This is a genomic window from Arthrobacter crusticola, from assembly GCF_004357995.1.
Lineage (GTDB): Bacteria > Actinomycetota > Actinomycetes > Actinomycetales > Micrococcaceae > Arthrobacter_D > Arthrobacter_D crusticola.
This window is the reverse complement of the sequence record NZ_SMTK01000003.1, coordinates 115,025-141,260: the sequence shown is the minus strand read 5'-3', so window position 1 is coordinate 141,260 and position 26,236 is coordinate 115,025. Positions and strand designations below refer to the sequence as shown.

Here is a 26,236-nt window from a genome sequence, read left to right as displayed (position 1 = left end):
GGGCCGGCGGGAGGCGGCCGGAGCCTAGAGGTTCGCCTCAGCGTAGGCCTTCAGGGCATCGCGGACGAACCCGGCCTTCTCCGGTCCTCCGTAGACCGCGCTGAAGCGGGGGTCGGCGACGTACATCTCCCCGAGCCCGATCACATAGTCCTTCGCCGGCCTGCCGCCCTCGCGGGGGATCCCCGGCGCCTCGGACAGCCAGTCGAAGTGCCGGGCGGCGAGCTCCTGCGCACGTGGCCCCTCGGGGCGCTCGCCGCCGGACGCCGCGGCCACCCAGCCGTCGGCGAGCCGCTTGGCCGCCGCCGCGTAGTCCTTCCGCTCGGCATCACTCTTCGCCCGCCACCAGGAGTCTCCGGCGGCGTACGCGTCGGCGCCCCACCGCTGCTCCACCTCCTCCTTGAACCGGGTGTGGTCGAAGCCGTCGAACATGTTCTCGGCCATCAGGGGTTCCCCTCTCTCAAGACTCCGTACGGTGCCCAGCACCGATTCGATCTGTTGTCCGATCCGCTGGTGCTCCCGGCGCAGCTGTCCCAGGTGGGTGCGCAGGGCAGCGGCCGGTTGTTCGCCGCCATCGAGGATGTCCCGGATGGCGGGCAGTGCCAGCCCGAATCCGCGCAGGAGGAGGATGCGCTGGAGGCGCACCAGGGCGTTGTCGTCGTAGTACCGGTAGCCGTTGGCGCCTACGCGCGACGGCTCAAGGAGGCCCAGCTGCCCGTAGTGGCGCAGGGCCCTGCTGGTGGTGCCGGCGAGTCTCGCGACGTCCTGGATCGACCGTTCCACGTTTGTTCTCCTGTGTTGGATTCTGTGCCGGATCCAGCGTAGGAGTTGACGCAGCGTCAAGGTCAAGGCCGGTGCATGGGGAAGGGAAACCGGCCCTGGGAGGTCAGCTGTACCAGAACCAGTGCGGCGGGCTCCAGTCCGCCGGCACCGTATGCGCAGCGAAACCGCCGCACTCCGAGCAGGAGTAGCCCGCGCTGGCGGGAAGGATCGCTCCGCCGCCGCTCGGGAGCCGGGGCGGGACGTACTCTTCGAAAATCAGGAAATCGTCGGTGCCGCAGCGGTGGCACCAGGGGCGTTCGCCGGTTTCGGCGGGGGCTGCCGCCGACCAGGCGGCGCCGGGCGTGGAGTTGATTGTGGTCATTGCCTTCACCATCTCGCTTCAAGCGGCCGACATTGGCCGCGAACGGAAGTAAGGATACTGATCAACCTAGGATACTACCGGTCCAGACCACCGGATAGCCCGCGCACCTCATCGGTGCCGCCCGGCCGGGCGCAAGCTTTGGAATTCGGGAAGGCCTCAGAACCCGCAGGGCGCCCATCTTTGGCACAATGTCCCCATGCCGCCACGAGCCCCCCGAACCACCGATGCGCTGCCCTCCGCCGAGGCCGCAAGGCTCGAACGGGCGCTGGCCGACAGCTCCGACATCACCATCTTCGTTGACGGGACGGCGTTCCGCCTGCCCGCCGGTGCACGTGAGGCGGTGGTCGACCTGCTCGCACGGCTCGGAGCGGGCGACACCGTGCAGTGCTCCTCGGTGGCCGAGCTGCTGACGACCTCGCAGGCCGCCGAACTGGCCGGGATCTCCCCGACCTACCTGCGCAACCTCACCGACGCCGGGGACATCGCCACCGAGTACCGCGGCTCCCACCGGCGCATCCGCCGGAGCGAGATCGAACATTGGCTCCGCCGCCAGGGCTCCCGCCGGGCCGGTTCAGAACCTCGGACGGAGCATCCAGCGGCGGGCCTTTAGGGCGAGGTGCAGTTCGAGCCGCACCGCACCGCCGAGCGGATCGGCCCCGATGATGGCCCGGATCCGGGCGAGGCGGTTGTACACGCTGCTGCGGTGCAGGTGGAGCTGCGCCGCGACATCCTGCACAGACCCGTTCTTGTCGTACAGCAGCTCGAGCACCGGCAGCAGCTCCCCGGCCCGGTCCTGCTCCTCCAGCTCGGCGAAATAGATGCTCCGGGCCGCCGCGGCCTGCCAGCCCACGGCGGCGAGCATCTGATAGGCCCCGATCGAGCGGTACTCGACGATGGTGCCGAGCTGCGGCTCGACGCCGGCGGCCTGCGCGGCGCAGCGGGCCTGGCCGTAGGACTCGGCCAGGCGTTCAAGGCCCGCGAAGGACTCCCCCAGGCCCAGGACCAGGTGTGCGGCCGGGCGCCCCGCCCGCTTGGCCAGGCCCTCCCCGTACCGGCGCAGGACGTCCGCGTGGGGGGCATAGCCGACACCAGCGCGCAGCAGGAGGACCGCATGTGTTGGCGCACCGGCGCTGAAGAGGAACGGTTCGACGCCGACCGTCGCCTGCAGTGCGGCGGCCCGGTGCATCAGCGTGCCGGCTTCGGGATCGGCCGGCCGCGCCCGCGGGCTTCCGGCGTCGGCGATCACGCCCAGCTGCCACGGGCCACCGTCGTCGACCTCCGGCCACCCCCTGAGGTCCTCGAGGGCGGAGGCGGTGCCGCCGCAGGCGGCCAGGAAGTCCGCCTCCCGGCGCGTGCGGTGTTCGGAGTCGGCCGTATTGCCCTCGAGCAGGAGCTCGGCGAGCCGGTCCAGGTCCGGGCGGACCCGGGGAAGGGCGGCGAGGATGTCCGCGGCGGGATCGGCCTCGGACTCCTGCTGCACCCACAGGTACCCCACCCGGAATCCCTTGACCAGCAGGGGCACGCACACCCGCCCCAGCATCCCCAGATCGGCGTTGGCCGGGACCGCCACCGGCCGCACCGCGGTTCCGATCCCATGCCGCAGCTGCCAGGCACCGACGTCCGCGGGAACCTTTTTGCTCAGCAGGAAATTGACCCGGACCCGGTCCGCGGAACTCTGGTGGCTGCTGTAGGCCACCAGCACGCCGTCGAGGTCCTCGAGTGAAAGACCCCGGCGCAGCGTCCCGGCGATCCGCTCGACGGCGTCCTCGATGGCGGAGATGTGCATCCCGCCAGCCTAGGGTCTGCACCGGCAGCGGGGCGACATTTGCCGCTCCCGAACTCGACAGATGTCGATTGCTTTCACCGACCCCCACTGCTAGTGACCTGGGACACAAAGACCGCGGCAGCCCCGGCGTTCCGCACCAGCGCGGGCACGGGCACGGCCGGGACTCCGGCCCGGCAGGCAACGCTCCGCGCGGCATCCCACCGACAGCCGGCGCGCAACTCCGGCGAAGCAGCAGACAGCGGTATGGGCGCCGCTCATACTTGAAGCACGCCCCACCGGGCGCCTGCCCGAACGACACCTGGAGAACCCCATGATCATCGGCGTCCCGAAAGAAGTTAAGAACAACGAGTACCGCGTCGCCATCACGGCCTCGGGAGTGCACGAGTTCCAAACCCACGGGCACACAGTGCTGATCGAGAGGGGCGCCGGAACCGGCTCCAACATCACTGATGCGGAGTACCGGGCCGCCGGCGCCCAGATCCTTGACGACGCCGACGAGGTCTGGGGGCGGGCCGACATGGTCCTCAAGGTCAAGGAGCCGATCAAGGAGGAATATCACCGCTTCCGCGAGGGCCTGATCCTCTTCACCTACCTGCATCTCGCCGCCGAGGCCGAACTCACCCGGAACCTGCTGGACGCCGGGGTTACCGCCATCGCCTACGAGACCGTGCAGGACGGGCGCGCCCTTCCGCTGCTGGCCCCGATGTCGGAGGTCGCAGGGCGGCTCTCAGTCCAGGTGGGCGCCCAGGTCATGACCGCCCCGGCCGGCGGCCCTGGCCTGCTGTTGGGCGGGGTTCCGGGGGTGCGCCCGGCCAAGGTCACCGTGCTGGGCGCCGGTGTCGCCGGCACCAATGCCACCGCCATGGCAGTGGGCACCGGAGCGGAGGTCACAATCCTCGATATCAACATCGCCCGGCTGCGCGAGCTCGACGCGCAGTACGCGGGGCGGATCAAGACCGTCGCCTCGAACGCCTTCGAGATCGAGAAATCCGTGCTCGAGGCGGACCTCGTCATCGGTTCGGTCCTCATTCCGGGGGCGAAGGCCCCCAAGCTCGTCACCAACGACATGGTCTCGCGGATGAAGCCCGGCAGCGTGCTGGTCGACATCGCGGTGGACCAGGGGGGCTGCTTCGAGGACTCGCACGTCACCACCCACCAGGAGCCGACCTTCAAGGTCCACAACTCGCTGTTCTACTGCGTCGGCAACATGCCCGGTGCCGTCCCGAACACCTCAACCTATGCGCTGACCAACGTCACCCTGCGCTACGCGGTGGCCCTGGCCAACCGGGGCGTGCGGGCGGCGTTCGAGGCGGACCCGGCCCTGGCCCGCGGGCTCAACGCCGCCGCCGGCCGGGTGGCGCACTCCTCGGTCTCCGAGGCGCACGGGCTTGAGCTGGCCGCTGACTGGCGGGAATTGATCTAGCCGCCCACCAGCCGGTGGGCCTGCTCGATGAGGCGCAGGCCCGCCAGGGAATCCTCCGGATCCACCGGAACGGTTCCGCCGCTGCGGAGCGCACCGGCGAGCTGCCGGTAGAACCCGCCGTAGTCGCCCCGCGCCGTCTCCACTGGCTCCGTCGACGGATCGTGGCCGAGCCGCCCCCACAGCTCCTCCGGTTCGTGCCCGTACCGGGGATCCCCGGGAAGCATTCCGGCCTCGATCGAGGCTTCCTGCGGGTCGACGCCCCACTTGGTGTAGGAGGCGTCAGTCCCGGTGAGGCGGAACCGGGGTCCGGCCTGCGGAGCGAGGAAGTTCATCGCCAGGTGGGAGGTGACTCCCTGGTCGTGGCGCAGCACCACGAAGGCGTCGTCGTCCGGACCCCCGCCGGAGCGGGCCGTGGCCAGCTCCGCATGCTCAAGGGTCGCCGGGCCGAACAGGCGCAGGGCCTGATCGATCAGGTGTGGGCCCAGATCGTAGAGGATGCCTCCGCCCTGGTCGGGGCCGGCGCTCTTTTTCCACGGCTTGGCAACCTCGGGCTTGAAGAACTCCATGCGGGATTCGAACCTCCGCACCCGGCCCAGTGCGCCGTCGCGGACCAGCCGCTCCACGGTGAGGAAGTCGCCGTCCCAGCGCCGGTTCTGGAAGACCGTCAGCACCCGCGAACGGGAGGCGGCCAGGTCGACCAGCCGCGCTCCCTCGGCGCTGTCGACGACGAAGGGTTTGTCGACGACGACATGGAGCGAGGCCTCCAGTGCCGCTCCGGCCAGCGGGGCGTGGGTGGCCGGCGGGGTGCTGATGACGGCCAGGTCCAGGTCCGTGGCGGCGGCGAGGGCCTCCTCGGCGGAGGAGACCACGGCGGCTCCCGGGTAGGCCTGCCGGGCGGCCGTGGCGCGACCGGGATCGGAGGTGACGATGACCTTCAGCTCGAACCGGGGGTCAGCGGCAAGGAACGGGGCGTGGAAGACCCTTCCACCGAGACCGAAACCGAAGAGCGCCGCGCGGATCTTATGCATGGCCCCAGCCTACCGGGGTGCATCCGCCGGCCCGGGACGGGCACGCCCTGCGGCCCGTCCCCGGGCGTCAGCCGGCTACCTCGGCAGGAAGCGCTCAACCATCTCGTGCCAGCCGGCGAGGAGGCGCTCGTGCGGCATCCGGCGTTCTTCCTTCAGGTGGATCAGCAGCCCGGCATTGAGGTAGGCGGCGAGTTCGTACGCAGCAAGTTCGAGGTCGCCGGTGGTTCCGGCCTCACGCAGCAGAAGCCCAAGGTGCTGCCGGGCGAGCCGCTGGGTAGGGTGGCTGAGCGCCTCCGGGCCCTCCTGCGCGGCCCGCAGCAGCTGGCCCTGGAAGTCGCACCGCCGGATCGATGCCTCACCGAAAGCCCTCAGCCGGTCCACCGGAGCAGCCCCCGGGCCGAGGGGAGGCGGCCCGAACATGAAGGCGGCCTGGAAGTCCTTCCCGGACTGATCGAGCAGCGCATGGATCAGCCCCGTCTTGTTCCCAAACCGGCGGAACAGCGTGCCCTTTCCCACGCCGGCGTGGCGGGCCACCTCGTCCATGGTGAGGTTCTCCGCGCCGTGCAGCTCCACAATGAGGGCGGCGGCCTCCAGCAGGAGCCGGCGGTTGCGCGCGGCATCGGCCCGCTCGCCGTCGTTGCCGGAGAGCCGGAGCAATGAATCACCGTCCGACATAGTTCAAGCATAGAGCGGAATAAAGTGGACCGCGGTCCGGTTACACTGGACAGCGGCCTGAGGGCCGGCCCCCATTACCCCCACAAGGAGTACCCATGACCACGACCATCCTCACCCTCGTCGGAAGCCTCCGCGGAGATTCCCACAACCGCCAGATCGCCGAAGCTGCAGCTGCGGTTGCCCCGGGTGACGTGAGCATCGTGACCTATGACGACCTCACCAGCCTCCCGTTCTACAACGAGGACATCGACGTGCCCGGCGCTGTTCCGGCCGCTGCCGAGAAGTTCCGTGCCGCCGTGGCCGAGGCCGACGCCGTCCTGCTCGTCTCCCCCGAGTACAACGGCACGATTCCCGCCGTGCTGAAGAACGCCATCGACTGGGCCTCCCGCCCCTACGGCGAGAGCTCCATCTCGGCCAAGCCCGCAGCCGTGATCGGCTCCTCTATGAGCCCCTACGGTGCGGTGCGCGCCCACGACGACGCCCGCCGCTCGCTCGGCGTTGCAGGCGCCTCGGTGCTCGAGGACGCCCAGCTGTCGGTCGGGACGAGCATGGACCGGTTCGCCGAGATCCACCCCAAGGATGACGCCGAGCTCGTCGAGCAGATCACCGCGATCCTCAACGCGCTCTCCGGTGCCGCCAAGGAACCGGCCGCCGCGTAACAGAGCTCATCGCTGGTTTTAACCAGGAAGGCCGGGCAGCTGCCCGGCCTTCCGCCGTTAAGGGGTACCGGCCGCGCCGGTGTTCAGTGCCACAGGCTGTCGGCCCATGCGGCGTCCCGGAGGTAGTCCCTCGCCGGGCCCACCTCCCAGAGCTCACCGGAACTTGCGAGGACCCCGCTGTCCCTCAGGGACGCAAGCGCCGCAGCGGAACATCCAAGGGCCACTGTCAGATCACGATCGTCGGCGGCGATGACGAAATCACTGCGGTCGCTCATGGGAACCTTCTTCTGGTGGGGGCGCTGAGGGTCGTGGCGGTCAGGAGGTGCTGTACTGTCGGCGTCGAGCCCCCGCCTGCACCTGCGGGCTCCAGGTCCGGGCGTGAAGTCCGAGGGCCGCCTCCTCCCGGGGAAGGAAACCCAGCCGGTTGAGCGTCATGTGGGCCTGGTACACGGTCAGGTGGCGGGCGCCGCGGCTCACGCCGGCCTTGTCCGCGCTGCTCAGGTAGCCGTCGAGGGCCGAGAACCACCGCCGGCGCCAATGCTGGACTGTCGCTTCAGCCGCCGTGGCCCCCATGAGGCTGTGGAACGCCGGGCTCTTGGCGCGGACCTGCTCGGTCATCGCGTGCCGGACGGCCGGCGCGCGCACGCCCAACTCGGCGGTGCAGGCCGCAAGGTGGTGGTCCCAGTAGGAGTCCCAGGAGTCCCGCCGCCGCTCGGGCCAGGTGCCCGAGCGCGGCCCGCGCATCATGGCCTGGGTCGAATCGAAGAGAATCAGCGCCCCCAGCGCCGAGCGGCTCTGCATGCGGGTGAACCGCTGCACAGCCCACAGGGCAAGGTCCGAGCTGAGTTCGAAGACCTGCTCTGCCAGTTCGAGCCCGGCCGCACCGCCGTAGGTGATGAGGTCGGCCTCGAGTTGCGGATCGGGTTCCCCGACTCCGCCGAAGTAGTAGAGGTCCACCGCCGGGCTTGAGGTGTGCTGCCGGATCGAGACCTTCGGTCGAGCGGCGCTGCGGTGAATCCGCTGGTCGCGCTGGAGGCCCTGAAGTTTCTCGAGGACGCGGGGATGTGCCTGGATGTTCACCCGCACCTGGGTGGCCGGGTCGCCGCTGCGGGAAAAGTACCAGCGCTTGGCTCCCAGCGAACGGGCCTGCGCCACCAGGGGGGTAACCAGCTCTTCGATGATGCCGTCCGCTACATCGAAGCCACCCGTGGTGAAGGTGAGGTGCCACCATTGAGTGCTCCCGGCCGTTCGTGAGGCGGTTCGAACGGTGGTGAGCTGACTCATGGGCCCTCTCCTTCAGGGTTAGTGGTTACCCCGCTGGGGCGGGATCGGGGGGAACGCCGCCGTACCAACACGCACGGCGTTCCGTCTTACTTCGGCCAGTCCCAACTGCCGGCGACGATTTCTCCACGCGGCGACTCGGCGCTGCCTGCCGCGAGGGCCGGGCCCGCCGGTGACACCGCGCCCATGAGGATGAGGATTCCGGCGGCTGTGCCGAGGAGCTTCTTCATGGAGATCACCTTTCGCAGTGGGACTGTTTTCGGAAGGGGTGGCCCACGAACCTGTCGGGCCTCTCGATGCCGCCGTTCGACCAGCACCGCCTTTCCGGTCTACCCAGAATGGTCGGAGTGTCCCCGCGTGTCCAGCCTCCCGGATGGCCGCTTCAGGACATGGCCGGAACCGGACTTCCGGTGGTCCGCGCGGCCACCGTCGCCCCGAGACTGCCCGCGGGATTTCCCGGCAGCGCGCGGCAAATCCCAGCGCCAACGCCGGCGGGTTGCCGCTCCGTCCGCAGTGTCATTAACTGGACATGCCATGTTTTTCGTGCTGTCCGGCCGGGGCGAGCGCCACCGCGCGAATGGCGGGGCGGCCCGGGCTCCTCTGTACTCTGGGGAGGGGCGGGCCGCCGACGCGCCGCCCGGTGTCCGTCCAGGAGGAGGTCTCATGCTCGATGGTTCATGCCTTGAGTTGTACCGCTACGCCGTCGGCCATCCCGGCTGGACCAAGGAGCAGGCATCCGAGGCGCTGGGGCTGACGCTGCGTGAGATCGACAACGCCATGACCGAGCTTCAGGCCCGCAGGCTCCTCGGCCCTCAGGCGGCCGGCATCGCCGGATTCGTCGCGGTCTCACCCGACGTCGCCCTTGCGGACCTCGTCGACGCCGACGAACGATCCCTGCAGGAGCTGAAGATGCGCATCAGCTCACGCCGCCGGGAGCTTTCAAGCCTCGTGCCGATCTTCCTCGAGGCACGCAAGCAGAGCGTGTCGAGCACCTCGGTGGAAACCCTTGAGGATCCCCACCTGATCCACCGGGTGCTGATCGACTACGGCAGGGACGTCTCCGAGAAGGTCCTGATCGCCCAGCCCGGTCAGGGCTCCACCGCCGATGTGCACGAGGAGAGCATCCGCAAGGACCTCGACCTACTCAACCGTGGCGTCCGGCGCCGCACGCTCTACGACGTCAGCACCCGTGACCACGTACCCACCCGCAAAGCCGTCACCGCCATCCAGGCCGGCGGCGGTGAATTCGGGGCGCTTCCCTTCGTACCGCTGCGCATGATGATCTTCGACCAAAAACTCGCCCTCGTGGCCCGGCAGCTCGACGCCGGCGACAAGGCGGCGCTGGTGATCCGCGACCCCAGCCTCATCCATATCTTCACCCTGCTCTTCGATGTGGCGTGGGAACTGAGCGAGCCGTTCCTGGCCCCGGGTCCGACGCAGACCCCCCTCAACAGCATGCAGCACGCGATCCTCCAGGGGCTGGCCGCCGGCCTGTCCGATGAGTCGATCGCCCGGCGCCTCGACATCAATGTGCGCACCTGCCGGCGGCACATCGCGTGGATGCTCGAGACGCTGCGGGCCGACAGCCGCTTCCAGGCGGGGGTGAAGGCCCGCGACGCCGGCTGGATCTAGCGCGGGCAATGCGGCCCGGCTGCCGGACGGCTGTGTCCGGGCGTAGCACGGGCGCGGCGGAGGCACCGCGGGCGGAGGGAAGGGATGGCCGGAACGGGACGGGACGCTGTGGTTGTCGGGGGCGGCATCGCCGGGCTGGCCGCCGCCTGCTCCCTGCTGCGCCAGGGATGGACTGTGACCGTGCTCGAGCAGGCACGCCGGTTCGCGGAGGTCGGGGCCGGGCTGGCCCTGACGCCCAACGGCCTCTCCGCGCTCTCGTCGCTCGGGCTCGATGCACCGGCGCGCGGGGCGGGCCATCCTGTGCAGATGGCGGGCACCCAGGACCACCGCGGCAGGTGGCTGGTGCATATCCCCTCCGGCAGCCCCCGGCGCCCGCCCCCGACGGCCTACGGCATCCACCGCAGGGAACTGCACCGCCTGCTCCTGGCATCCGCCCGGGAAGCCACCCTTCTGCCCGGCGTACGCATGGTGGGCATCGATCCGGGGCGGCCGGACGGGCCAAGGGCAGTTGTGTTCTGCACCTCCGACACGGGGGACCTGGCCCTCGACGCGGATCTTATCGTGGGGGCCGACGGCCTGCGCAGTGCCTGCCGTCAACAGCTCGCACCGGCGGCGGCACCCCGGTACAGCGGGAAGTCCGCCTGGCGGGGCGTCGTCCAGGAATTCCCCACCGCGGCCAACGGCTTTGCGGTGCGGTTGGGCCCGGGTACCGAATTTGGGGCACTGCGGATCGGGGCCGGTTCCGTGTACTGGTACGGGTACACCTTTTCCGAGGAAGGCCATCAATGGCCCGATGAAAAGGACGCCGCGATGGAGCACTTCGCCGGCTGGGCCGAGCCGGTCCCTTCGCTGATCGAGGCGACGCCCCCGCCGGCGATCCTGCGCCATGACGTCTACGCGCTCGCGCCGGCCCTTGCGACGTACGTCTACGGGCGCGCCGTGCTCATTGGGGACGCCGCCCACGCGATGGTGCCCACCCTGGGGCAGGGGGCCAATTCCTCCCTTGAGGACGGGGCGTGCGTCGGTCTCCTCATCGCCCGGGCGGTCAATGAGGGTGCCTCCCTGGCCGCCGCCCTCGGCAGCTATGACAACCAGCGCCGCCCCCGCACCCAGCGGATCGCCCGCCGGTCGGCCACGGCCGGCCGGCTGGGAGCGGACGTCAGCGCGCCGACCGGCGTCGCCGCCCGGAACGCACTGCTGAGGCTCCTCCCCGGCAGCCTCGCTGCCCGCGCCGGCTCGTCCGCCGTGGCGTGGCGGGCACCAGCGTGAGCGGTTTGCCGGCCGACCAGGGACGTGCTCCGCCGCAGATGGGCAACAGCTGTTGCCCCCCGGTGAACCCGCCGCCTAGACTCGGGGGGTGACGAACTCCAGTGACTCAAGCCACGAAGTGATTCCCGCCGAAACCGAAGCAGCCCTGGAGCGGGTGGCCGACTATGCGGCCCGCCACGACGTGCTCTACTCGGCCCGTGCCGCCAACATCAAGCAGTCGGCGGTCCGCGATGTCTTCGATATCTCCATCCGGCCCGGCCTCGTATCCCTTGCCGGAGGCAGCCCGTACCTGCGGTCGCTGCCCCTCGACGACCTGGGCCGCACGGCCCAGCGGATCATCGCCGAGCAGGGCCTCGAAGCCCTTCAGTACGGCGGCGGCCAGGGCATGGAGGAGCTGCGCGAACTGATCTGCGAAGTGATGGCCGCCGAAGGGATCACCGACGCCGACCCGGCCGACATCGTGGTCACCACCGGCTCCCAGTCGGCCCAGGACGTCGCCGCCAAGGTCTTCTGCAACCCCGGCGACGTGATCCTCTGCGAGGATCCCACCTACGTCGGGGCCCTGAACACCTTCGAGGCCTACGAGGTCGACGTCGTCACCGTCCCCATGGACGACAAGGGCCTCATTCCCGAGGAGCTCGAACGCACCATCCTCCGGCTGAAGGAGGAGGGCCGCTCGATCAAGCTGCTCTACACCATCCCCAGCTTCAACAACCCCAGCGGGGTCACGATGGAGGCCGGCCGGCGCCAGCGCGTCGTCGACATCTGCCGGGACAACAACATCCTGGTGCTCGAGGACAACCCCTACGGCATGCTCCGCTTCGACGGCCACCCCCTGGCGCCGATGCGGGCGGGCAACCCGAACGACGTCATCTACCTCGGCTCGTTCTCGAAGATTTTCGCCCCGGGCGTCCGGCTGGGCTGGGCGCTGGTTCCGCGCCACCTGCACCGCCGCTTCTACCTGGCCTGTGAGGCCGTGGTGCTCTGCCCGTCGCCGCTGACCCAGATGCTGGTGAGCGCCTACCTGACGGACTACGACTGGCGCGGCCACCTCGAGACCATGAGGGTGCTGTACCGGGAGCGGTGCGAAGCGATGCTCGCCGCGCTGGCCGAGCACCTTCCGGAGGGCGTGCACTGGACCACGCCCGAAGGCGGCTTCTTCGTCTGGGTGACCCTCCCCGAGGGGATCGACACCTATCCCCTGCTCTACGAAGCGATCGACGCCGGCGTTGTCTTCATTCCCGGTGCGGCCTTCACCCCCTCGGACGAGGCATCGAACAAGCTCCGCCTTGCCTTCAGCGCGGTCTCCCCCGAGGACATCGCCGAGGGCGTGCGACGGCTTGCACCCATCCTGCAGCGGGCCCTGGCGTCGGTTCCGCCGCAGGACGCCGCCCATTCAAGAAATTCCTGACGCCCTGCAACTCCGAATGCCCAGAGGCTGCCGCGTGGACGCGGCAGCCACCGGGCCTCGGGGCTAGTCGAGCAGCAGTGCCGGCTCCTCGAGGATCGAGGCGACGTCGGCCATGAAGCGGGCGCTGAGGTCGCCGTCGACCACCCGGTGGTCGAAGGATCCGCCGAGAGTGGTGATCCACCGCGGAATCACCTCGCCGTCGAGCACCCACGGCTTCTGCTTGATGGTGCCGAACGCCACGATCGCCACCTCGCCGGGATTGATGATCGGGGTTCCCGTGTCGATGCCGAGGGCGCCGATGTTGGTGATGGTCAGGGTGCCGCCCTGCATCTGGGCCGGCTGGGTCTTCCCGGCCCGCGCCGTCACTGCCAGGTCGTTCAGGGCCAGGGCAAGCTCCTTCAGGGACAGGTTCTGCGCGTCCTTGATGTTGGGCACCATCAGCCCGCGGGGCGTCGCAGCGGCGATCCCGAGGTTCATAAAGTGCTTCACGAGGATCTCGTCGTCGGTCCAGGTGGCATTGACCGAGGGATTGCGGGCCGCCGCCCAGATCACGGCCTTGGCCAGGATCAGCAGGGGTGAGACCTTGATGCCCTCGAAGTCGCGCGAGGCCTTGAGCCGCTTGACGAACTCCATGGTGCGGGAGGCATCGACGTCGACGAAGATGCTGACGTGCGGAGCGGAGAAGGCGCTCTGCACCATGGCCTTGGCCGTGGCCTTGCGCACCCCCTTCACGGGGATCCGCTCGATCCGGCCGGCACCGTGCTTTTTCCGGTCGTCCCAGAACGAATCTGCACCGTCCTGTTCGGCGTCGCGCTGGGCCTGGTAGCTCATCAGGTCCTGCTTTGTCACCTCACCGGAGGACCCGGTGGCCGGAACATCGGCGAGGTTGATCCCGAGGTCCCGCGCGGCCTTGCGCACCGGGGGCTTGGCCAGGACGCGGTTGAGCAGCTGGTTCAGCGGCCCGGGCCGCGGGTCCGGCCGGCCCGCAGCGGGACCGGTGCCGTCGGCGCCGGCCGCCGGGAGGGCGGCCGGAACGGCAGGAGCAGGCGGTGGCGCGGGCGCCGGCTCCGGCTCCGGAGTGTTCGCGCCGGCGGCACGCCGCGGCCTGCGGCGGACCGCATCGGCCTTGGGCCCGGTTCCAACGAGGGGTCCGTTCTCCGGTCCGGCCGCCGGCTCAACCGGCGGCGGAGTGGTCAGCTCACCGGGCATCTCGGGGGCCGGCGCCTGGGCGGCCGGGCCGCCGGAGGTGGGCTCCCCGGGAGCCGGGACGGCGTCCTCGACGGCGATGATCGCGGTTCCCACCTCGACGGTGTCACCCTCGGCCACCAGCAGGGCCGAGACCACGCCGGCGAACGGCGAGGGCAGTTCGACCAGCGACTTCGCCGTCTCGATCTCGACGATGGTGTCGTTGACGGCCACGACGGCGCCGGGCTGGACCTTCCAGGAAACGATTTCGGCCTCGGTGAGCCCCTCGCCGACATCCGGGAGGTGGAAAGTGTTCAGTGCCATTCGGTGTCCTTAGTAGGCAAAGGCCCGCTCAAGGGCCTCGAGGATTCGGTCGATATCGGGCAGGTACTGTTCCTCGGTGCGCGCCACGGGGTAGGGCATGTGGAAACCGCCCACCCGGATGACCGGCGCTTCGAGGGAGAGGAAGGCACGTTCTGAGATGCGGGCGGCGATCTCCCCGCCGATGCCCCCGAAGGTCGGCGCCTCGTGGGCCACCACCAGCCGGCCGGTCTTGGCCACGGATGCGGTGACGGTGTCGAAGTCGATGGGCGAGATCGAGCGCAGGTCGATCACCTCGACGCTGTGCCCGTCCTGCTGCGCAGCCTCCGCCGCCGCCAGGGCCACCGGGACCAGCGGGCCGTAGGCCACGACCGTTGCGTCGGAGCCCTCCCGCAGGACCTGCGCCGTGAACGGGCTCGGCGGGGCATTGACGGTGTCGACCTCGCCCTTGAGCCAGTACCGGCGCTTGGGTTCGAAGACGATCACCGGGTCCTGGCAGTCGATGGCCTGCTGGACCATCCAGTAGGCATCCTGCGGATTCGACGGGGTGATGATCCTCAGCCCGGCGGTGTGCGCGAAGAGCGCCTCCGGTGACTCCGAGTGGTGTTCGACGCTGCCGATTCCGCCGCCATAGGGGATGCGGATGACGACCGGCGCGCCCAGCATTCCATCGCTGCGGGTGCGCAGCTTGGCCAGCTGGGTGGTGATCTGGTTGAAGGCCGGGAACACGAAGCCGTCGAACTGGATCTCGCACACGGGCCGGTAGCCGCGCAGCGCCAGGCCGATGGCCGTACCGATGATGCCGGACTCGGCCAGCGGGGTGTCGACGACCCGGTTGGCGCCGAAGTCCCGCTTCAGGCCCTCGGTGATGCGGTAGACGCCGCCGAGCTCGCCGATGTCCTCGCCCATGAGCAGCGTCTTCGGGTTGTTCTCAAGGGCGGCACGGAGCCCCTCGTTGATCGCCTTGGCGACCGTCATCACTGCCATCAGGACGTTTCTTCCTCTCCAATGAAGCCTGCTTCGTAGTCCCGCCACGCCTGCAGTTCCTCCTGCACCAGCGGATGCGGCTCCGCATACACGGTGTTGAAGCGTTCCTCGAGTCCCGGCGGCTGCATGGCCTGCACGTCGCGCCGCAGCTCGACGGCCATGGCCTTTGCCTCCTTCGTCAGCTCGTCGAAGAAGGCATCGCCGGCCTTCCCGGTGGTGCGCAGGTGCTTCTCCAGGCGGGCGAGCGGGTCCCGGGGGTGCCAGTCCTCCTCCTCGCGCGAGAGCCGGTACTTCGTGGGGTCGTCGGCGGTGGTGTGCGCGCTCATCCGGTAGGTGAACGCCTCGATCAGGACCGGACCCTTGCCGCTGCGGGCGTGCTCCAGTGCCCAGTTGGTGACGGCCTCGACGGCGACGACGTCGTTGCCGTCGACCCGAATGCCCGGGAAGCCGTACCCTTCGGCCCGCTGCGCCAGCGGCACCCGGGTCTGTACCGAGGAGGGCACCGAGATGGCCCAGTGGTTGTTCTGGCAGAAGAACACGACGGGGGCGTTGAAGGAGGCGGCGAACACCATCGCCTCGTGCACGTCGCCCTCGGAACTCGCCCCGTCGCCGAAGTAGGCCACCGACGCCGCCGGCGCCAGGGTGGGGTCGGCGGCCTGGTCGCGCTGGAGGCCCATGGCGTAGCCGACGGCGTGGAGGGCCTGGGCGGCCAGGACGAGGGTGTAGAGGTGGAAGTTGTTTTCGCGCGGGTCCCACCCGCCGTTGGTGATGCCGCGGAACAGGCGGAGCATCTCGGAGAGCCGGACGCCGCGGGTGAGTGCCACGCCGTGTTCCCGGTAGGTCGGGAACACGTAGTCCTGGGCCTGGAGCGCCCGGCCGGAGCCGATCTGGGCGGCCTCCTGGCCGGTGAGGGGCACCCAGAGCGCCAGCTGGCCCTGCCGCTGCAGGGCGGTGGCCTCCTGGTCGAACCGGCGGATGAGGTACATGTCCCGGTAGAGGGCCTTGAGCCGCTCCGCACCGGTGCCACTGGAGAAGCCGCCGAATTCGGGATGGTCGTTCAGGCGCCCGTCGGGGTCGAGGAACTGGACCATGTCCGGGCCGCCGTCGGGCCCCGGCGGGGCGGAGGCGAGGGCAATCTCCTCCGATTCAAATTCAGCCGCAGGCAAACGGGTGCCACTCATGACCACTCCTCAGTCGAAGTATGCCCCTATCGGAATGCTTTGGGGACGCATACACCGGGATACATATGTTCGTTAAACGTACGGCTCCCACACTAGCCAGTGACGGCGGTTAGACCTATTTATGTCTGGTCAGCACCCGCCGGGCGCCACCGGGTATCCTGCACACAGCGCCAGGAACCGGGTGTTTGCCTCGGGTTCCCCGATGCTGACCCGGACGCCTTCGGTGCCGAAGGCGCGCACGGACAGGCCCTGCAGGTCGGCCTGCGCCGCGAAGTCGGGAGTTGACTCACCGAGGGCCAGCCAGACAAAATTTCCCTGCGCCTCGGGGATCTTCCAGCCCAGCTCTCTAAGGCCCTCCACCACGCGCACCCGTTCATCAACAATGCCCTGGACCCGCTCTGCGACCTCGTCGAAGTGCTGGAGCGAGGCCACAGCGGCGGTTTCTGCGATCTGCGACACCGCGAAGGGCACCGCGCTCATCCGCAGGTGCGCGGTCAGTCCGGGCTGGGACACCGAATACCCCACCCGGAGCCCGGCGAGCCCGTGCGCCTTGGAGAAGGTGCGCAGCACGATGACGTTCGGGTACCTGCGGTACATCTCAAGCCCATCCACGACACCGGCATCGCGGACGAATTCCTGGTACGCCTCATCGATTACGACGACGACGTTCGCAGGCACCCGGATGAGGAACTCCTCGACCGCGGCGGCCGGCAGCGCCGGACCGGTGGGGTTGTTGGGGGTGCACAGCAGGATCACGCGGGTCCGGTCGGTGACAGCGGCGGCCATGGCGTCAAGGTCGTGGGTGCCGTCGACGCGGACCGGCACCGGCCGGGACTCCGCACCGGCGAGCCCGACGCAGATCGGGTAGGCCTCGAAGGAGCGCCAGGCGTAGATGACCTCATCCGGGGCATCGAAGTCGTTCTGCCCGGCGAAGGCGGCGAGGATCTGGTTGAGCGCGCCAAGGCTTCCCGCGCCGGTCACGATGTCCTCGGCCGGCACGCCGAGGAAGGAGGCGAGTTCTCCCCGCAGCGAGGTGGTGGCCGGATCCGGATACCGGTTGATGTCGGTGCGGTCGCGGATGGCGGTCAGGACGGCCGGCAGCGGCGGCAGGGGGTTCTCATTCGAGGAGAGCTTGTAGCTCTGCACCCCCTCCAGAACCGTGGGCGGCTTGCCCGCGGCGTAGCGCGGAAGTTTTCCCAGCACGCTGCGCGGGGAGATGCCTGCGGCGGCCTCGGTGCTCTGGCTGTTGTTCGACGTCATGCCCATAGCCTAGCGCCGGGGCGCCGATGGAGGGCCGGCCGGGCCCGGGCGGGCCGGCCCCTCCCCCCGGCCCGGTACCGGAACGCCCACCGGCGGCCCGGGGAGGCCGGTCGGCCGGGTGCCGCCCGGCGCCGCAGCCGGGCGTTCCGCAGGGAGCCGGGCAGCCCGGTAGAGGTGGCGCCGGGCACCTCCGCCGGTTGCGGCAAGAACTGCCGCCGCCGGGGCCAGGGACGGAAGGGCGCTGGCGTCGACGAGCACCGCCGCCTGCGCATAGGTGGCGAGCTTGTGCGCGCCCCCGAGGCCCTTGCCCTCGGCGCCCGGTCCGGTCGGCGCGGTCGAAACGGGGAAATCGACCCGCACGCTGACGCGATTGGGCTCGTCCGGGGCGGGGCCGCCGTCGAGGGCGGGCACTGTGTCGGCGGCGTGTTCGAGGTGGAGATACTCGGCCGTCCCCGTCGGCTCCCAGCCCGTCGGGGAACCCGCGGTGAGTACCAGGCGGACGTCGTAGGTGCCGCCCACGGTGCCGCCGGCGGCCAGGTTCATCGCGTGCATTCCGCCCTGGCTGTAGCCGGCGAGCAGGACGGCGTCTCCCGGCCGGGCGCCGGCCTCCCGCAGGGCCTGCGCCACCGCGGCCCCGACATGGCGGCTGTCCTCATTGACGGCCTCCGCGATGCCGGTGGCGTCGAAAGGATTGCCTGGCTCCGAGAGCTGCGTGCCGGGGAGGATCACGAGGTAGGCCGGTCGGGTGGCCCCGTCGATGCGCAGGATCTCGAAGGAACCGGGCGCGGCCGCCTCGACGGCGGCAAGGCGGTCGGTGACAGCCTCCACGGTTCCCCCGAAGTCCACCTGTTCCACCTCGGCCGGCGCGGTGAGGGCCAGCGGGCCCGGGACCAGCAGCCCCTCCCGGGCGGCCGTCGAAGCGGCGGCGCGGGCCGAGAGTTCCACCGACTCCGTGGCGCCAAGGACCGCGGCCCGCGCCGCGGCGTCAGCGGCGAGATAGGCGAGGCGGGCCCGGGTGATCCGGTCGGCGGTCTCCTGCAGATCGTCGCCGGAAGCGGAGGTGTGCCGGCGGGCGGCGTCGAGCGCTTCGGCGGCGGCCCGCCCGGCGGCACCGGCATCCCGGGCGCCGGGGAACCACGCGCCCGCCAGGCGGGTGCGCTCAAGCTCGATGCTGAGGTACAGCAGGGCGGCTGAGACCTCCCGCACCGCGCCGGCCAGCCCGCCGAGTTCGACCGCCGCCCGCTCGAGTTCCACCCACTGGAACCGGATGCCGCCCACGCCGCCGCGCACACTCAGCCCGGGTCCGGAAGGGGAAACCGGGGCCGGATCGTAGCCGCCGGCCGGGCTCACCGCCAGGTGCCCCCGGCCAGGGGCGCGTCACCGCGTTCGGCGGCGTACTCCTCGGCCAGCCGAGCCGCCTGTTCAAGCAGTTCGGCCGCGGCCCCGACCGCGGCGGCGCGCCCGGCCAGGTACTGCCGGAAGTTGCGGCCCGCCGGGGACTCCCAGTCAAGGGCCGCCACCACGGCCGCCCGGTGGCGGATGTCCTCGAGCTCGCGGGCCTGCCGCAGCAGCCTGCCCCCGAGGTCGGCCGCATCCCCGGTGTTGGGGAGCCCGAAGATCCCCGGTGCTGCCATGGCGCCCTCCCTGTGCTGCTGCCCGATGTCAGGATGCTAGAGCCCGGGCAGTGCCGGGGGTGTCCTCCGGCCGCCGATGTGGATGCACGCGGCAGTTGCCGCCCGGCGTCCGGCCTCATCCGGGCCGTGAAAGAATCGGTGCATGGCTGATACCTCCCCGACCCGTGTTGACCTTGCTTCCATCCCCCAGGGAGAGGCCCCCTCACTGGCCCTCGGGCCGCTGGACGGCCGGTACCGGGAGGCGTCCGCACCCCTGGTGAACCACCTGTCCGAGGCGGCCCTGAACCGGGACCGCCTCCACGTCGAGGTCGAGTGGTTCATCCACCTCACGCGAAACTCGGTCGTCCCGGGCGCCGGCCCGCTCGACGCAGGGCAGGAGGAGGCGCTGCGCGCCATCGTGACCTCCTTCGACGCCGCCGCGGCCGCGGAACTCGCGGACATCGAGAAGGTGACCGTCCACGATGTGAAGGCCGTCGAGTACTTCATCGGACGCCGGCTTCCGGGCATGGACCTTGAGCGCCTGAAACCCCTCGTGCACTTCGGCTGCACCTCTGAGGACATCAACAACCTCTCCTACGCACTGGGCATCAAGGGCGCCGTCCGGGACGTGTGGCTTCCCGCGGCCCGCCGCCTGGTCGGGGCCATCGAGGACCTGGCCCGGGACTCCCGGTCCGTCGCGATGCTCTCGCGCACCCACGGCCAGCCGGCCACGCCGACCACCCTGGGCAAGGAGATGGCCGTCACCGCCCACCGGCTGTCCCGGCAGCTCCGGCGCATCGAAGCCACCGAGTTCCTCGGGAAGATCAACGGGGCCACCGGAACCTACGCGGCGCACTACGCCTCAGTCCCCTCCGCGGACTGGGAGCAGGTGGCACGCAGCTTCGTCGAGGGGCTCGGCCTGTCCTGGAATCCGCTCACCACGCAGATCGAATCCCACGACTGGCAGGCGGAGCTGTACTCCGACATTGCCCGGTTCAACCGGATCCTCCACAACTTCTGCACCGATGTCTGGAGCTACATCTCCATCGGGTACTTCGCGCAGGTCCCGGTCGCCGGAGCCACCGGGTCCTCCACCATGCCGCACAAGGTGAACCCGATCCGGTTCGAAAACGCCGAAGCGAACCTCGAGATCTCCTCGTCCCTCCTTGACGTGCTCGCCTCGACCCTGGTCACCTCCCGGTGGCAGCGCGACCTCACCGACTCCTCGAGCCAGCGCAACATCGGGGTGGCCTTCGGGCACTCCCTCCTGGCGGTGAGCAACGTGCTCAAGGGCCTGCAGCGGCTGGACGTGGCCGGGGCGGCAATCGCCGCGGACCTCGAGGACAACTGGGAGGTGCTCGGGGAGGCCATCCAGATGGTGATGCGCGCCGAGGCCGTCGCCGGCACCGCCGGCCTTGACGACCCGTATGAGCGGCTCAAGGACCTGACCCGGGGGCGGCGGGTCGACGCCGCCCGCATGCGCGAGTTCGTCTCGGGCCTCGGACTCGGCCCCGAGGCGGAGCAGAGGATGCTCGGGCTGACCCCGTCGACCTACACCGGGATCGCCGACCGGCTGGTTGACCATCTCGGGTCCTGACGCCGCCCGGCCGGCGCCACGGCAGAACCCGGGGTGCCCCTATCCGCTGAGGTCGACCGTCACCCTCGCCGCGCTGTCCCACCGGCGCGCGGCCACCGCGGTGGCGGCCGCCGGTTCGGCCTGAACGGCTCCAAGCGCGAGTGCCATCTGGTCGGCCGAGAGGCCGCGGGCCAGGGTGACGTGCGGCGTCCAGTTCCCGGTGAGGGTGGTGGCGAACTGCCCCGGCAGGCCGCTGAGGGCTTCCCCCACCCGCCGGTGCAGGTCCGTCAGCGCCGCCGAGACCACGATCGAGCGCACCAGGATGAAGGTCCGCCGCCCTCCCCCGAAGAGCAGGAGCCCGCCGAAACGCACCTCCTGCGGCAGGTCCCGGACCGCGCCGCGCAGGGCGGCATCGAAGGTTCCGTCGATGGCCGGTGCGGCCGCGAGGGTGATGTGCGGCCGGTTGCTCGCAGAGGTGTGCCGCGCCTGGCTGGGCAGGCCCAGCTCCAGCAGCCTCACCCAGTCGCGGCGCACCGCCTCCTCCGCGGCGGAGTCCAGGAGCAGCTCGACGCTGTCGCTCACGCTCTCAGCGCGGAGGCCGCCGCGGATCGCCGATGCCGACGGATCCGTCCTGTTCGGTCACCCCGGTGCGCGGGTTGCGCTGGGGCCGCTGATAGGCGAACTCCCCGCCGTTGCGTCCGCCGAAAGGACGGCCGTGGTCGGCATATTCCTCTCGGAAGAAGGCAAGGCACCAGGATCCCAGCTGGACCCGTGCCCCGGTGCGCAGCACCGCGGGCCCGCCGCCGACGCTGCCGGTGACGGCGCCGTGCGGGACCAGGACGTACTCGTCATTGGCGTCGTGGAGGATCTCCGCGTGCAGCTCCTCAAGGCCGGGCAGCTGCAGGTCCGAGTCCGCGGACGCGCCGATCGTGGTCCGCTCCTGCCCGAGCACGAACTCCCGAGGCACCTGACCGTTCCACCGGGCAGAGTCCTGAACGAAGATCAGCCGCGGCCGGCCCCCGCCCGGAGCGTAGTGGGTGGTGGTGATCCGGCGGCTGATCCGCCGGTTCACCGTGGGCACCAGCGGCAGCGGCGTGGACGGGGGCAGCAGGCTCGCCGAGCCGGAGCGCTCGAGCGACCGCCGCCCCAGGTGCACCAGCGGGGCCAGGGCGGAAGGCGAGCCGAGCCGCAGGTGCGGTGAGCGCGTCAGGAGCCGCTGCGCCATCGAGGTTTCGACGGCGCCCAGGCTGATCAGCGGGCCCCGCGGGCCCGTCACGGTCACGTCCAGGCCGGCGTCGGCGAGCAGCTTCGCGAAGGTCCGCACCCCGGAGACGGAGGGAAGGTTTCCGCCGAAGGCGCCGGGGTTGTCGCAGAAGATCGAGATGCTCGATCCGGCCGCCGTCACCGTTCCGGAGATAACCTCGTCGGGCCCACCGTCCGGACCGGGTTCGGTCAGGGAGAATGCGAGGTCGATGTCCAGTTTCAGTTGTGCCACCACAACGGTGCCTCAGCCGCGGTGGGGATCGGAACCGGGGGCGTCGTTGTCGCTGGTGGTGACGCGCAGGGTGCCGTTGAATTTCCAGGTGGCGCGCGGGGCATCGGGGCCGACGTCGCGCGGGACCTCGACTGTCATGTCGATGAGGCTGTAGTTGACCGCGGCGCCCTTGCCGGTGAGGTAGCTCCACATTTCTTCGGCGAGGTCCGCCCAGTCGCGGATGGAACGCTCCTCCCGGCCGGCGGCGGAGAGGGACGAGGTGAATTCAGTCATGGTTGATTCCTTAGCTGGATCGAACGATGACAGACGTCCTCTAACTCCGTCTGACGGGTGGTTCAACGATAGCCGACCGTGCCGCGGCAGGGAACCCCCACCGCGGCCTCCACGGCTCACCAGCGGGAGTGGACCGTGGGCCGAAAGCGGCGGTCGTACAGCTCGGTGACACCGTCGTGAATCGCGCGCCCGAGGTCCAGCCGGTCGGCCGCGGCGGCGTTCGCCCGGGCCTGGGCGGCATTGCGGGCCCCGGGGATGACGGTGCTGACCCCCTCCTGGGCGATGATCCAGGCGAGCGCGCCCTGTGCGGGTTCCATCCCGGCGGGAAGCAGCTGCGCGAACTCCTGCGCGGCCGCGAGCCCCGTGTCGTAATCGACGCCCGAAAAGGTCTCACCAACGTCGAACGCGGCGCCGGAGCGGTTGTAGTTGCGGTGATCGTCGGCCGGGAAGACGGTGGAGGTGCTGTATTTGCCGCTCAGCAGCCCCGAGGCGAGCGGCACCCGGGCGATGATGCCGACCCCGGCCGTCCGGGCCGCCGGGAGGACGGCGTCGAGCGGCTTGAGCCGGAAGGCATTGAGGATGATCTGCACCGTGGCCGTGTTGCCGCGGTCGATGGCGGCAAGGGCCTCGTCGGCGCGCTCGACGCTGACCCCGTAGTGGCGCACAGCGCCCTCCTCGACGAGGGTGTCCAGCGCGTCGTATACGGCCTCGGTGGTGTAGACGTCCGAGGGCGGGCAGTGGAGCTGGATCAGGTCGAGGGTCTCCATGCCGAGGTTGGCGCGGGAGCGGTCCACCCAGGAGCGGAAGTTCGCCAGGGTGTACTGGGAGGGGTCCTGCTCCACCCGCCGGCCCATCTTGGTGCCGATCACCAGGTCCAGTGCAGGGTTGGCCCTCCGGAAGGCCCCGATCGTCTTCTCGCTCCGGCCGTCCCCATAGACGTCGGCGGTGTCGAAGAAGGTGGTGCCGGCCTCAGCTGCGGCCTCAAGGACCTCCAGTGCGTCCCTCTCCTGGACCTCGCCCCAGTCCGCGCCGAGCTGCCATGTTCCGAGGCCGATCACCGAGACCGGCCGGCCGGTTCTGCCTAGTGTGCGCTGTTCCATCCTCCGACTATAGGCGGTGGCCCTCCCTTGACTGTAAGCATGATTAGTAGTGGGGTGGGAACCACCTACGGAGGGATGACGATGAGATCACTGTGGTTGGATACCGCGCCGGAGATACCTGCGGAGCCGTTCTCCCCCGGGGCCGGATTCGACTCGGTGGTGGTCGGCGGCGGACTGACCGGCATGACCACCGCACTCCTGCTGGCCCGTGCCGGGCACAAGGTGGCGGTGCTTGAGGCCCGCCGTGCCGGCGCGGTCACCACCGGCAACACCACAGCCAAGCTCTCACTGCTGCAGGGCACCGGGCTATCCCGGATCACCTCCCACCACGACGCCGAGCTGGCGCGGGCCTACGTCACGGGCAACCGTGAGGGGCAGAGCTGGATCCTCCGTTTCTGCGACGAAAACGGGGTGGGGTACGAGCGCCGGGACGCCGTGAACTACGCGGTGACCGACAGCGGCGCGAAAAGCCTGGACGCCGAACACGAGGCCTGCACGCAGGCGGGCCTGGGGACCGAGCTGGGCAATGCCTCGACCCTTCCGTTTCCGGTGCGGCGCACCCTGAGGCTGGCGGACCAGGCGCAGTTCCACCCGTTGGAGGTTCTCGCGGCGCTGGCCTCGGAGCTGCGCCGCCACGGGGGGCGCCTTTTCGAGGGCGTGCGGGTCCAGGGCGCCTCAACCCCCAAATCCGGCGGCGTGGAACTCACGACGGACGCCGGAGCCGTGACGGCCCGCAATGTCGTCCTGGCCACCGGCATCCCCATCCTCGACCGGGGCGGATACTTTGCCGTCCTCAAGCCGCAGCGGTCCTACTGCATCGCCCTCGAGGTGACCGACCGGGTGCCCCCGGAGATGTACCTCTCGGTGGACACCCCCACGCGTTCCCTGCGCACGGCCCGGGTGGGCGGCAGGGACTACCTCATCGTGGGCGGCAACGGCCATAAGGTCGGCCACCACTCAAACACCCAGGGCCTCGTCGATGATCTGACCCGCTGGGCCCGCGAGTATTTCCCGACGGCCCGCCCCGCCTACTCCTGGTCGGCCCAGGACTACCAGCCGGCCGCCGCGGTTCCCTACGTCGGCAAGGTCCCGGCCGGCGGCGGGCACATCTATGCCGCGACGGGTTACAACAAGTGGGGCATGACGAACGCGGTGGCCGCCTCGCTGGCACTCTCGGCCAAGATTCTGGGCGGGCACATGCCGTGGGCCGACACCCTGTACAGGACCCGGGTGACCCCCGTTGACGCGCTGTCGACGGCGCGGGTCAACGCCGAGGTCGGGCTGGAGATGCTCACCGGCTGGGTGTCGGGCCTGGCGAAGACGGCCCCTGCGTCCCCGCCGGAGGGGCAGGGCGTCGTGGTCCGGGAGGGCAGGAGCCCGATCGGGGTCTGCACCGTCGACGGCGTCGAGCACCGCGTGTCGGCGGTGTGCCCGCATCTGCGCGGCATCGTGAGCTGGAACACCGCCGAGCGGACATGGGACTGCCCCCTGCACGGGTCCCGGTTTGCCGCCGACGGAACGGTGCTTGAGGGGCCGTCAACGTCGAATCTGGGCAGTGGGATCTAACCACAAGCGCGGCCTTGGTGCCATAGGGCGGAGCGCCTATGGGAAGATGGGGGTAACTGTTAAGATGCCTGTCACCCTGCTGACACTGTCGCGCATAGGATAGATATATATAATGACCACCCACGTCGGGCCCGAACGCCCACCATGGCGCCGACTGTTCGGCGTTCCCCTGATCGTGACCCTTGCCTTCGCCGGTTTGATGGTGCTGACGGCCGTGCTGACCGGGCTGCCCCTTCGTGACCCGGAGGGCTTCCTCGGCCCCAGCTACGTCCGGCTGCCCCTGACCGTGCTCGGCGTCATCGCCGCCGACGTCATTCCGCGGGTGCTCCTGCAGCGCCCCGCTCCGCGCGACCTTGTGCGCGTGACCCGCAGGATTTTCAAGCAGAGGTGGACCGGGCACCGGATGTCGGTTGCGGCGGCGGGCCTGGCGAGCTTCTATCTCGCCTACGTGGCGTACCGGAACCTCAAGAGCTTTCTGCCCTTCCTTCAGGACCACCTGGCCGACGCCGCACTGGTCGAGACGGACCGCTGGTTCGGGGGCGGCGGCAACCCCGCCGACGTGCTCCAGCAGCTGCTCGGCACCGGCATCACGGCGGAGGTCCTTTCCTTCGTCTACATGATCTTCCTGATCTTCGTGCCGATCTCCCTCGCCGTGGCCCTCGTCTGGTCCAAGGACCTGTCCCTGGGCGCCTGGTATGTGGGCGCGCTCTGCTTCAACTGGGTCATTGGAACGGTGACCTACTACGCGGTTCCCTCGCTGGGCCCGATCTACGTGCAGCGCGCATCCTTCACCGACCTCCCGGACACTGCAGTCTCAAGCCTTCAGGAAGCGCTGTACCGCAACCGGTTGACGGTGCTTGCCGACCCGCATTCGACGCAGTCGGTGCACGGCATCGCGGCCTTCGCCTCGCTGCACGTGTCCATTGTCTTCACCGCCGCGGTGATCGCCCAGATGGCGCGCCTGCCCCGGGTGGTCCGCTGGGTGATGTGGATCTACTTCATCCTGACGGCCGTGGCCACCGTCTACTTCGGCTGGCACTACGTCGTTGATGTCTTTGCCGGCCTTGCGGTGGGCGGCCTGTCGGTCTGGCTTGCCGCGGTGTCGGTCGGCAGGGCGAGCCTGCGCTTCGGGGCGGGCAAGGACCAGAACCTGCTCGACGCACGCACCGGGACCGCCGCGCTGCGCTGACGAACTGCCCGGGCGTGTCCGGCGCCCGGCCGCAAGGGCGGGTGCAACCCGCCGGCTGGCTCCGAGAGGGCCGGCATACAAGCTGATCCCGAAAGGGCCGGCGCCCTTGGGCGCCGGCCCTTTTTCAGTTCCTGCCGGTTTCAGTTCCTGCCGGTTTCAGTTCCTGCCGGTTTCAGTTCCTGCCG

The 26,236-nt window shown here is 70.2% G+C and carries 27 protein-coding genes; 9 read left to right on the top strand and 18 right to left on the bottom strand.

Going from position 1 to position 26,236, the window contains the following annotated elements:
- Positions 1-24: 24 nt before the first annotated feature.
- Entirely contained in the window at positions 25-780 is a 756-nt protein-coding gene (locus tag E2F48_RS08415) for a MerR family transcriptional regulator (protein ID WP_133403570.1), read from the bottom strand.
- A gap of 103 nt (positions 781-883) precedes the next feature.
- Positions 884-1,141, bottom strand: coding sequence for a hypothetical protein (locus tag E2F48_RS08410; protein WP_133403569.1), 258 nt, complete (start codon positions 1,139-1,141; stop codon positions 884-886).
- A gap of 196 nt (positions 1,142-1,337) precedes the next feature.
- On the opposite strand from E2F48_RS08410, the gene E2F48_RS08405 reads away from it, so the two are divergent.
- On the top strand, positions 1,338-1,751 hold the full coding sequence (locus E2F48_RS08405) for a helix-turn-helix domain-containing protein (protein WP_133403568.1): 414 nt from the start codon (positions 1,338-1,340) through the stop codon (positions 1,749-1,751).
- Here E2F48_RS08405 and E2F48_RS08400 read toward each other — a convergent pair.
- Positions 1,713-2,927 carry a PucR family transcriptional regulator gene (locus tag E2F48_RS08400; protein ID WP_133403567.1) on the bottom strand — a complete coding sequence of 405 codons (1,215 nt, stop codon included), beginning with the start codon at positions 2,925-2,927 and terminating at the stop codon, positions 1,713-1,715. The two genes, E2F48_RS08405 and E2F48_RS08400, sit on opposite strands and share 39 nt — an antisense overlap.
- Before the next feature lie 310 nt (positions 2,928-3,237).
- Here E2F48_RS08400 and ald point away from each other — a divergent pair, with 310 nt between their 5' ends.
- Positions 3,238-4,350, top strand: coding sequence for an alanine dehydrogenase (gene ald / locus E2F48_RS08395; RefSeq protein WP_133403566.1), 1,113 nt, complete (start codon positions 3,238-3,240; stop codon positions 4,348-4,350).
- On the opposite strand, the gene E2F48_RS08390 is transcribed toward ald, so the two are convergent.
- Together E2F48_RS08390 and E2F48_RS08385 are read right to left on the bottom strand one after the other, a co-directional pair.
- Entirely contained in the window at positions 4,347-5,378 is a 1,032-nt protein-coding gene (locus E2F48_RS08390) for a Gfo/Idh/MocA family protein (RefSeq protein WP_133403565.1), read from the bottom strand. The genes ald and E2F48_RS08390 overlap by 4 nt on opposite strands.
- 75 nt (positions 5,379-5,453) lie before the next feature.
- Positions 5,454-6,053, bottom strand: coding sequence for a TetR/AcrR family transcriptional regulator (locus E2F48_RS08385; protein ID WP_133403564.1), 600 nt, complete (start codon positions 6,051-6,053; stop codon positions 5,454-5,456).
- Between the two features lie 95 nt (positions 6,054-6,148).
- Here E2F48_RS08385 and E2F48_RS08380 point away from each other — a divergent pair, with 95 nt between their 5' ends.
- On the top strand, positions 6,149-6,712 hold the full coding sequence (locus tag E2F48_RS08380; protein ID WP_133403563.1) for an NADPH-dependent FMN reductase: 564 nt from the start codon (positions 6,149-6,151) through the stop codon (positions 6,710-6,712).
- Between the two features lie 83 nt (positions 6,713-6,795).
- On the opposite strand, the gene E2F48_RS08375 is transcribed toward E2F48_RS08380, so the two are convergent.
- From E2F48_RS08375 to E2F48_RS17300, 3 genes are all read right to left on the bottom strand, one after another.
- Entirely contained in the window at positions 6,796-6,987 is a 192-nt protein-coding gene (locus E2F48_RS08375; protein WP_120166358.1) for a hypothetical protein, read from the bottom strand.
- Between the two features lie 40 nt (positions 6,988-7,027).
- Positions 7,028-7,996: a lantibiotic dehydratase C-terminal domain-containing protein gene (locus tag E2F48_RS08370; protein WP_133403562.1), complete on the bottom strand. Its 969-nt coding sequence runs from the start codon at positions 7,994-7,996 to the stop codon at positions 7,028-7,030.
- 86 nt (positions 7,997-8,082) lie between these two features.
- On the bottom strand, positions 8,083-8,223 hold the full coding sequence (locus E2F48_RS17300) for a hypothetical protein (protein ID WP_165968723.1): 141 nt from the start codon (positions 8,221-8,223) through the stop codon (positions 8,083-8,085).
- A gap of 433 nt (positions 8,224-8,656) precedes the next feature.
- On the opposite strand from E2F48_RS17300, the gene E2F48_RS08365 reads away from it, so the two are divergent.
- The 3 genes from E2F48_RS08365 (at position 8,657) to E2F48_RS08355 (ending at position 12,305) form a co-directional block, all read left to right on the top strand.
- Positions 8,657-9,625: a LuxR C-terminal-related transcriptional regulator gene (locus tag E2F48_RS08365; protein WP_133403561.1), complete on the top strand. Its 969-nt coding sequence runs from the start codon at positions 8,657-8,659 to the stop codon at positions 9,623-9,625.
- An 84-nt stretch (positions 9,626-9,709) separates the two neighbouring features.
- Entirely contained in the window at positions 9,710-10,894 is a 1,185-nt protein-coding gene (locus E2F48_RS08360; RefSeq protein WP_133403560.1) for an FAD-dependent oxidoreductase, read from the top strand.
- A gap of 88 nt (positions 10,895-10,982) precedes the next feature.
- Complete coding sequence (locus E2F48_RS08355) at positions 10,983-12,305, top strand: aminotransferase-like domain-containing protein (protein WP_133403559.1); 1,323 nt, start codon at positions 10,983-10,985, stop codon at positions 12,303-12,305.
- A 63-nt stretch (positions 12,306-12,368) separates the two neighbouring features.
- Here the strand turns inward: E2F48_RS08355 and E2F48_RS08350 are convergent, their stop codons facing one another.
- The 6 genes from E2F48_RS08350 to E2F48_RS08325 all read right to left on the bottom strand — a co-directional run bounded on the left by E2F48_RS08350 (position 12,369) and on the right by E2F48_RS08325 (position 18,873).
- The gene (locus E2F48_RS08350) at positions 12,369-13,814 is read right to left on the bottom strand and encodes a dihydrolipoamide acetyltransferase family protein (protein WP_133403558.1); all 1,446 of its coding nucleotides are present in this window, start codon (positions 13,812-13,814) and stop codon (positions 12,369-12,371) included.
- 9 nt (positions 13,815-13,823) lie between these two features.
- Positions 13,824-14,798, bottom strand: coding sequence for an alpha-ketoacid dehydrogenase subunit beta (locus E2F48_RS08345; protein ID WP_133403557.1), 975 nt, complete (start codon positions 14,796-14,798; stop codon positions 13,824-13,826).
- Positions 14,798-15,979 carry a pyruvate dehydrogenase (acetyl-transferring) E1 component subunit alpha gene (gene pdhA / locus E2F48_RS08340; protein ID WP_165968722.1) on the bottom strand — a complete coding sequence of 394 codons (1,182 nt, stop codon included), beginning with the start codon at positions 15,977-15,979 and terminating at the stop codon, positions 14,798-14,800. The genes E2F48_RS08345 and pdhA overlap by 1 nt, the downstream gene beginning before the upstream one ends.
- A gap of 129 nt (positions 15,980-16,108) precedes the next feature.
- Entirely contained in the window at positions 16,109-17,239 is a 1,131-nt protein-coding gene (locus tag E2F48_RS08335; protein WP_133403556.1) for a histidinol-phosphate transaminase, read from the bottom strand.
- 9 nt (positions 17,240-17,248) lie between these two features.
- Positions 17,249-18,589 carry an alpha/beta hydrolase gene (locus E2F48_RS08330; RefSeq protein ID WP_133403555.1) on the bottom strand — a complete coding sequence of 447 codons (1,341 nt, stop codon included), beginning with the start codon at positions 18,587-18,589 and terminating at the stop codon, positions 17,249-17,251.
- Complete coding sequence (locus E2F48_RS08325) at positions 18,586-18,873, bottom strand: hypothetical protein (protein WP_133403554.1); 288 nt, start codon at positions 18,871-18,873, stop codon at positions 18,586-18,588. The genes E2F48_RS08330 and E2F48_RS08325 overlap by 4 nt, the downstream gene beginning before the upstream one ends.
- 142 nt (positions 18,874-19,015) lie before the next feature.
- Here E2F48_RS08325 and purB point away from each other — a divergent pair, with 142 nt between their 5' ends.
- Positions 19,016-20,449 carry an adenylosuccinate lyase gene (gene purB, locus E2F48_RS08320; protein WP_133403553.1) on the top strand — a complete coding sequence of 478 codons (1,434 nt, stop codon included), beginning with the start codon at positions 19,016-19,018 and terminating at the stop codon, positions 20,447-20,449.
- A 39-nt stretch (positions 20,450-20,488) separates the two neighbouring features.
- Here the strand turns inward: purB and E2F48_RS08315 are convergent, their stop codons facing one another.
- The 4 genes from E2F48_RS08315 to E2F48_RS08300 form a co-directional block, all read right to left on the bottom strand.
- Positions 20,489-21,010 (bottom strand): 2'-5' RNA ligase family protein, encoded by a 522-nt coding sequence (locus E2F48_RS08315; RefSeq protein WP_165968721.1) that lies wholly within the window; start codon positions 21,008-21,010, stop codon positions 20,489-20,491.
- A 4-nt stretch (positions 21,011-21,014) separates the two neighbouring features.
- Positions 21,015-21,926: an FHA domain-containing protein gene (locus E2F48_RS08310; protein ID WP_342772588.1), complete on the bottom strand. Its 912-nt coding sequence runs from the start codon at positions 21,924-21,926 to the stop codon at positions 21,015-21,017.
- A gap of 9 nt (positions 21,927-21,935) precedes the next feature.
- Positions 21,936-22,196 (bottom strand): hypothetical protein, encoded by a 261-nt coding sequence (locus tag E2F48_RS08305; RefSeq protein ID WP_120166332.1) that lies wholly within the window; start codon positions 22,194-22,196, stop codon positions 21,936-21,938.
- 116 nt (positions 22,197-22,312) lie between these two features.
- Entirely contained in the window at positions 22,313-23,296 is a 984-nt protein-coding gene (locus E2F48_RS08300; RefSeq protein ID WP_133403550.1) for an aldo/keto reductase, read from the bottom strand.
- Between the two features lie 39 nt (positions 23,297-23,335).
- Between E2F48_RS08300 and E2F48_RS08295 the strand changes: the two genes are divergently transcribed.
- Entirely contained in the window at positions 23,336-24,862 is a 1,527-nt protein-coding gene (locus E2F48_RS08295) for an FAD-dependent oxidoreductase (protein ID WP_246018710.1), read from the top strand.
- A 112-nt stretch (positions 24,863-24,974) separates the two neighbouring features.
- The gene (locus tag E2F48_RS08290; protein WP_133403549.1) at positions 24,975-26,051 is read left to right on the top strand and encodes a phosphatase PAP2 family protein; all 1,077 of its coding nucleotides are present in this window, start codon (positions 24,975-24,977) and stop codon (positions 26,049-26,051) included.
- The last annotated feature ends 185 nt before the right edge of the window (positions 26,052-26,236 follow it).

Excerpts from the sequence above, each read along its gene's own strand:
- E2F48_RS08295 (WP_246018710.1), top strand. The coding sequence starts at position 23,336 with ATGATTAGTAGTGGGGTGGGAACCACCTACGGAGGGATGACGATGAGA.
- E2F48_RS08325 (WP_133403554.1), bottom strand. The coding sequence starts at position 18,873 with ATGGCAGCACCGGGGATCTTCGGGCTCCCCAACACCGGGGATGCGGCC.
- E2F48_RS08375 (WP_120166358.1), bottom strand. The coding sequence starts at position 6,987 with ATGAGCGACCGCAGTGATTTCGTCATCGCCGCCGACGATCGTGATCTG.
- E2F48_RS08410 (WP_133403569.1), bottom strand. The coding sequence starts at position 1,141 with ATGACCACAATCAACTCCACGCCCGGCGCCGCCTGGTCGGCGGCAGCC.
- E2F48_RS08300 (WP_133403550.1), bottom strand. The coding sequence starts at position 23,296 with ATGGAACAGCGCACACTAGGCAGAACCGGCCGGCCGGTCTCGGTGATC.
- pdhA (WP_165968722.1), bottom strand. The coding sequence starts at position 15,979 with ATGAGTGGCACCCGTTTGCCTGCGGCTGAATTTGAATCGGAGGAGATT.
- E2F48_RS08400 (WP_133403567.1), bottom strand. The coding sequence starts at position 2,927 with ATGCACATCTCCGCCATCGAGGACGCCGTCGAGCGGATCGCCGGGACG.
- E2F48_RS08335 (WP_133403556.1), bottom strand. The coding sequence starts at position 17,239 with ATGACGTCGAACAACAGCCAGAGCACCGAGGCCGCCGCAGGCATCTCC.
- E2F48_RS08385 (WP_133403564.1), bottom strand. The coding sequence starts at position 6,053 with ATGTCGGACGGTGATTCATTGCTCCGGCTCTCCGGCAACGACGGCGAG.
- E2F48_RS08290 (WP_133403549.1), top strand. The coding sequence starts at position 24,975 with ATGACCACCCACGTCGGGCCCGAACGCCCACCATGGCGCCGACTGTTC.
- ald (WP_133403566.1), top strand. The coding sequence starts at position 3,238 with ATGATCATCGGCGTCCCGAAAGAAGTTAAGAACAACGAGTACCGCGTC.
- E2F48_RS08380 (WP_133403563.1), top strand. The coding sequence starts at position 6,149 with ATGACCACGACCATCCTCACCCTCGTCGGAAGCCTCCGCGGAGATTCC.
- E2F48_RS08350 (WP_133403558.1), bottom strand. The coding sequence starts at position 13,814 with ATGGCACTGAACACTTTCCACCTCCCGGATGTCGGCGAGGGGCTCACC.
- purB (WP_133403553.1), top strand. The coding sequence starts at position 19,016 with ATGGCTGATACCTCCCCGACCCGTGTTGACCTTGCTTCCATCCCCCAG.
- E2F48_RS08345 (WP_133403557.1), bottom strand. The coding sequence starts at position 14,798 with ATGGCAGTGATGACGGTCGCCAAGGCGATCAACGAGGGGCTCCGTGCC.
- E2F48_RS08390 (WP_133403565.1), bottom strand. The coding sequence starts at position 5,378 with ATGCATAAGATCCGCGCGGCGCTCTTCGGTTTCGGTCTCGGTGGAAGG.
- E2F48_RS08305 (WP_120166332.1), bottom strand. The coding sequence starts at position 22,196 with ATGACTGAATTCACCTCGTCCCTCTCCGCCGCCGGCCGGGAGGAGCGT.
- E2F48_RS08360 (WP_133403560.1), top strand. The coding sequence starts at position 9,710 with ATGGCCGGAACGGGACGGGACGCTGTGGTTGTCGGGGGCGGCATCGCC.
- E2F48_RS08365 (WP_133403561.1), top strand. The coding sequence starts at position 8,657 with ATGCTCGATGGTTCATGCCTTGAGTTGTACCGCTACGCCGTCGGCCAT.
- E2F48_RS17300 (WP_165968723.1), bottom strand. The coding sequence starts at position 8,223 with ATGAAGAAGCTCCTCGGCACAGCCGCCGGAATCCTCATCCTCATGGGC.
- E2F48_RS08405 (WP_133403568.1), top strand. The coding sequence starts at position 1,338 with ATGCCGCCACGAGCCCCCCGAACCACCGATGCGCTGCCCTCCGCCGAG.
- E2F48_RS08370 (WP_133403562.1), bottom strand. The coding sequence starts at position 7,996 with ATGAGTCAGCTCACCACCGTTCGAACCGCCTCACGAACGGCCGGGAGC.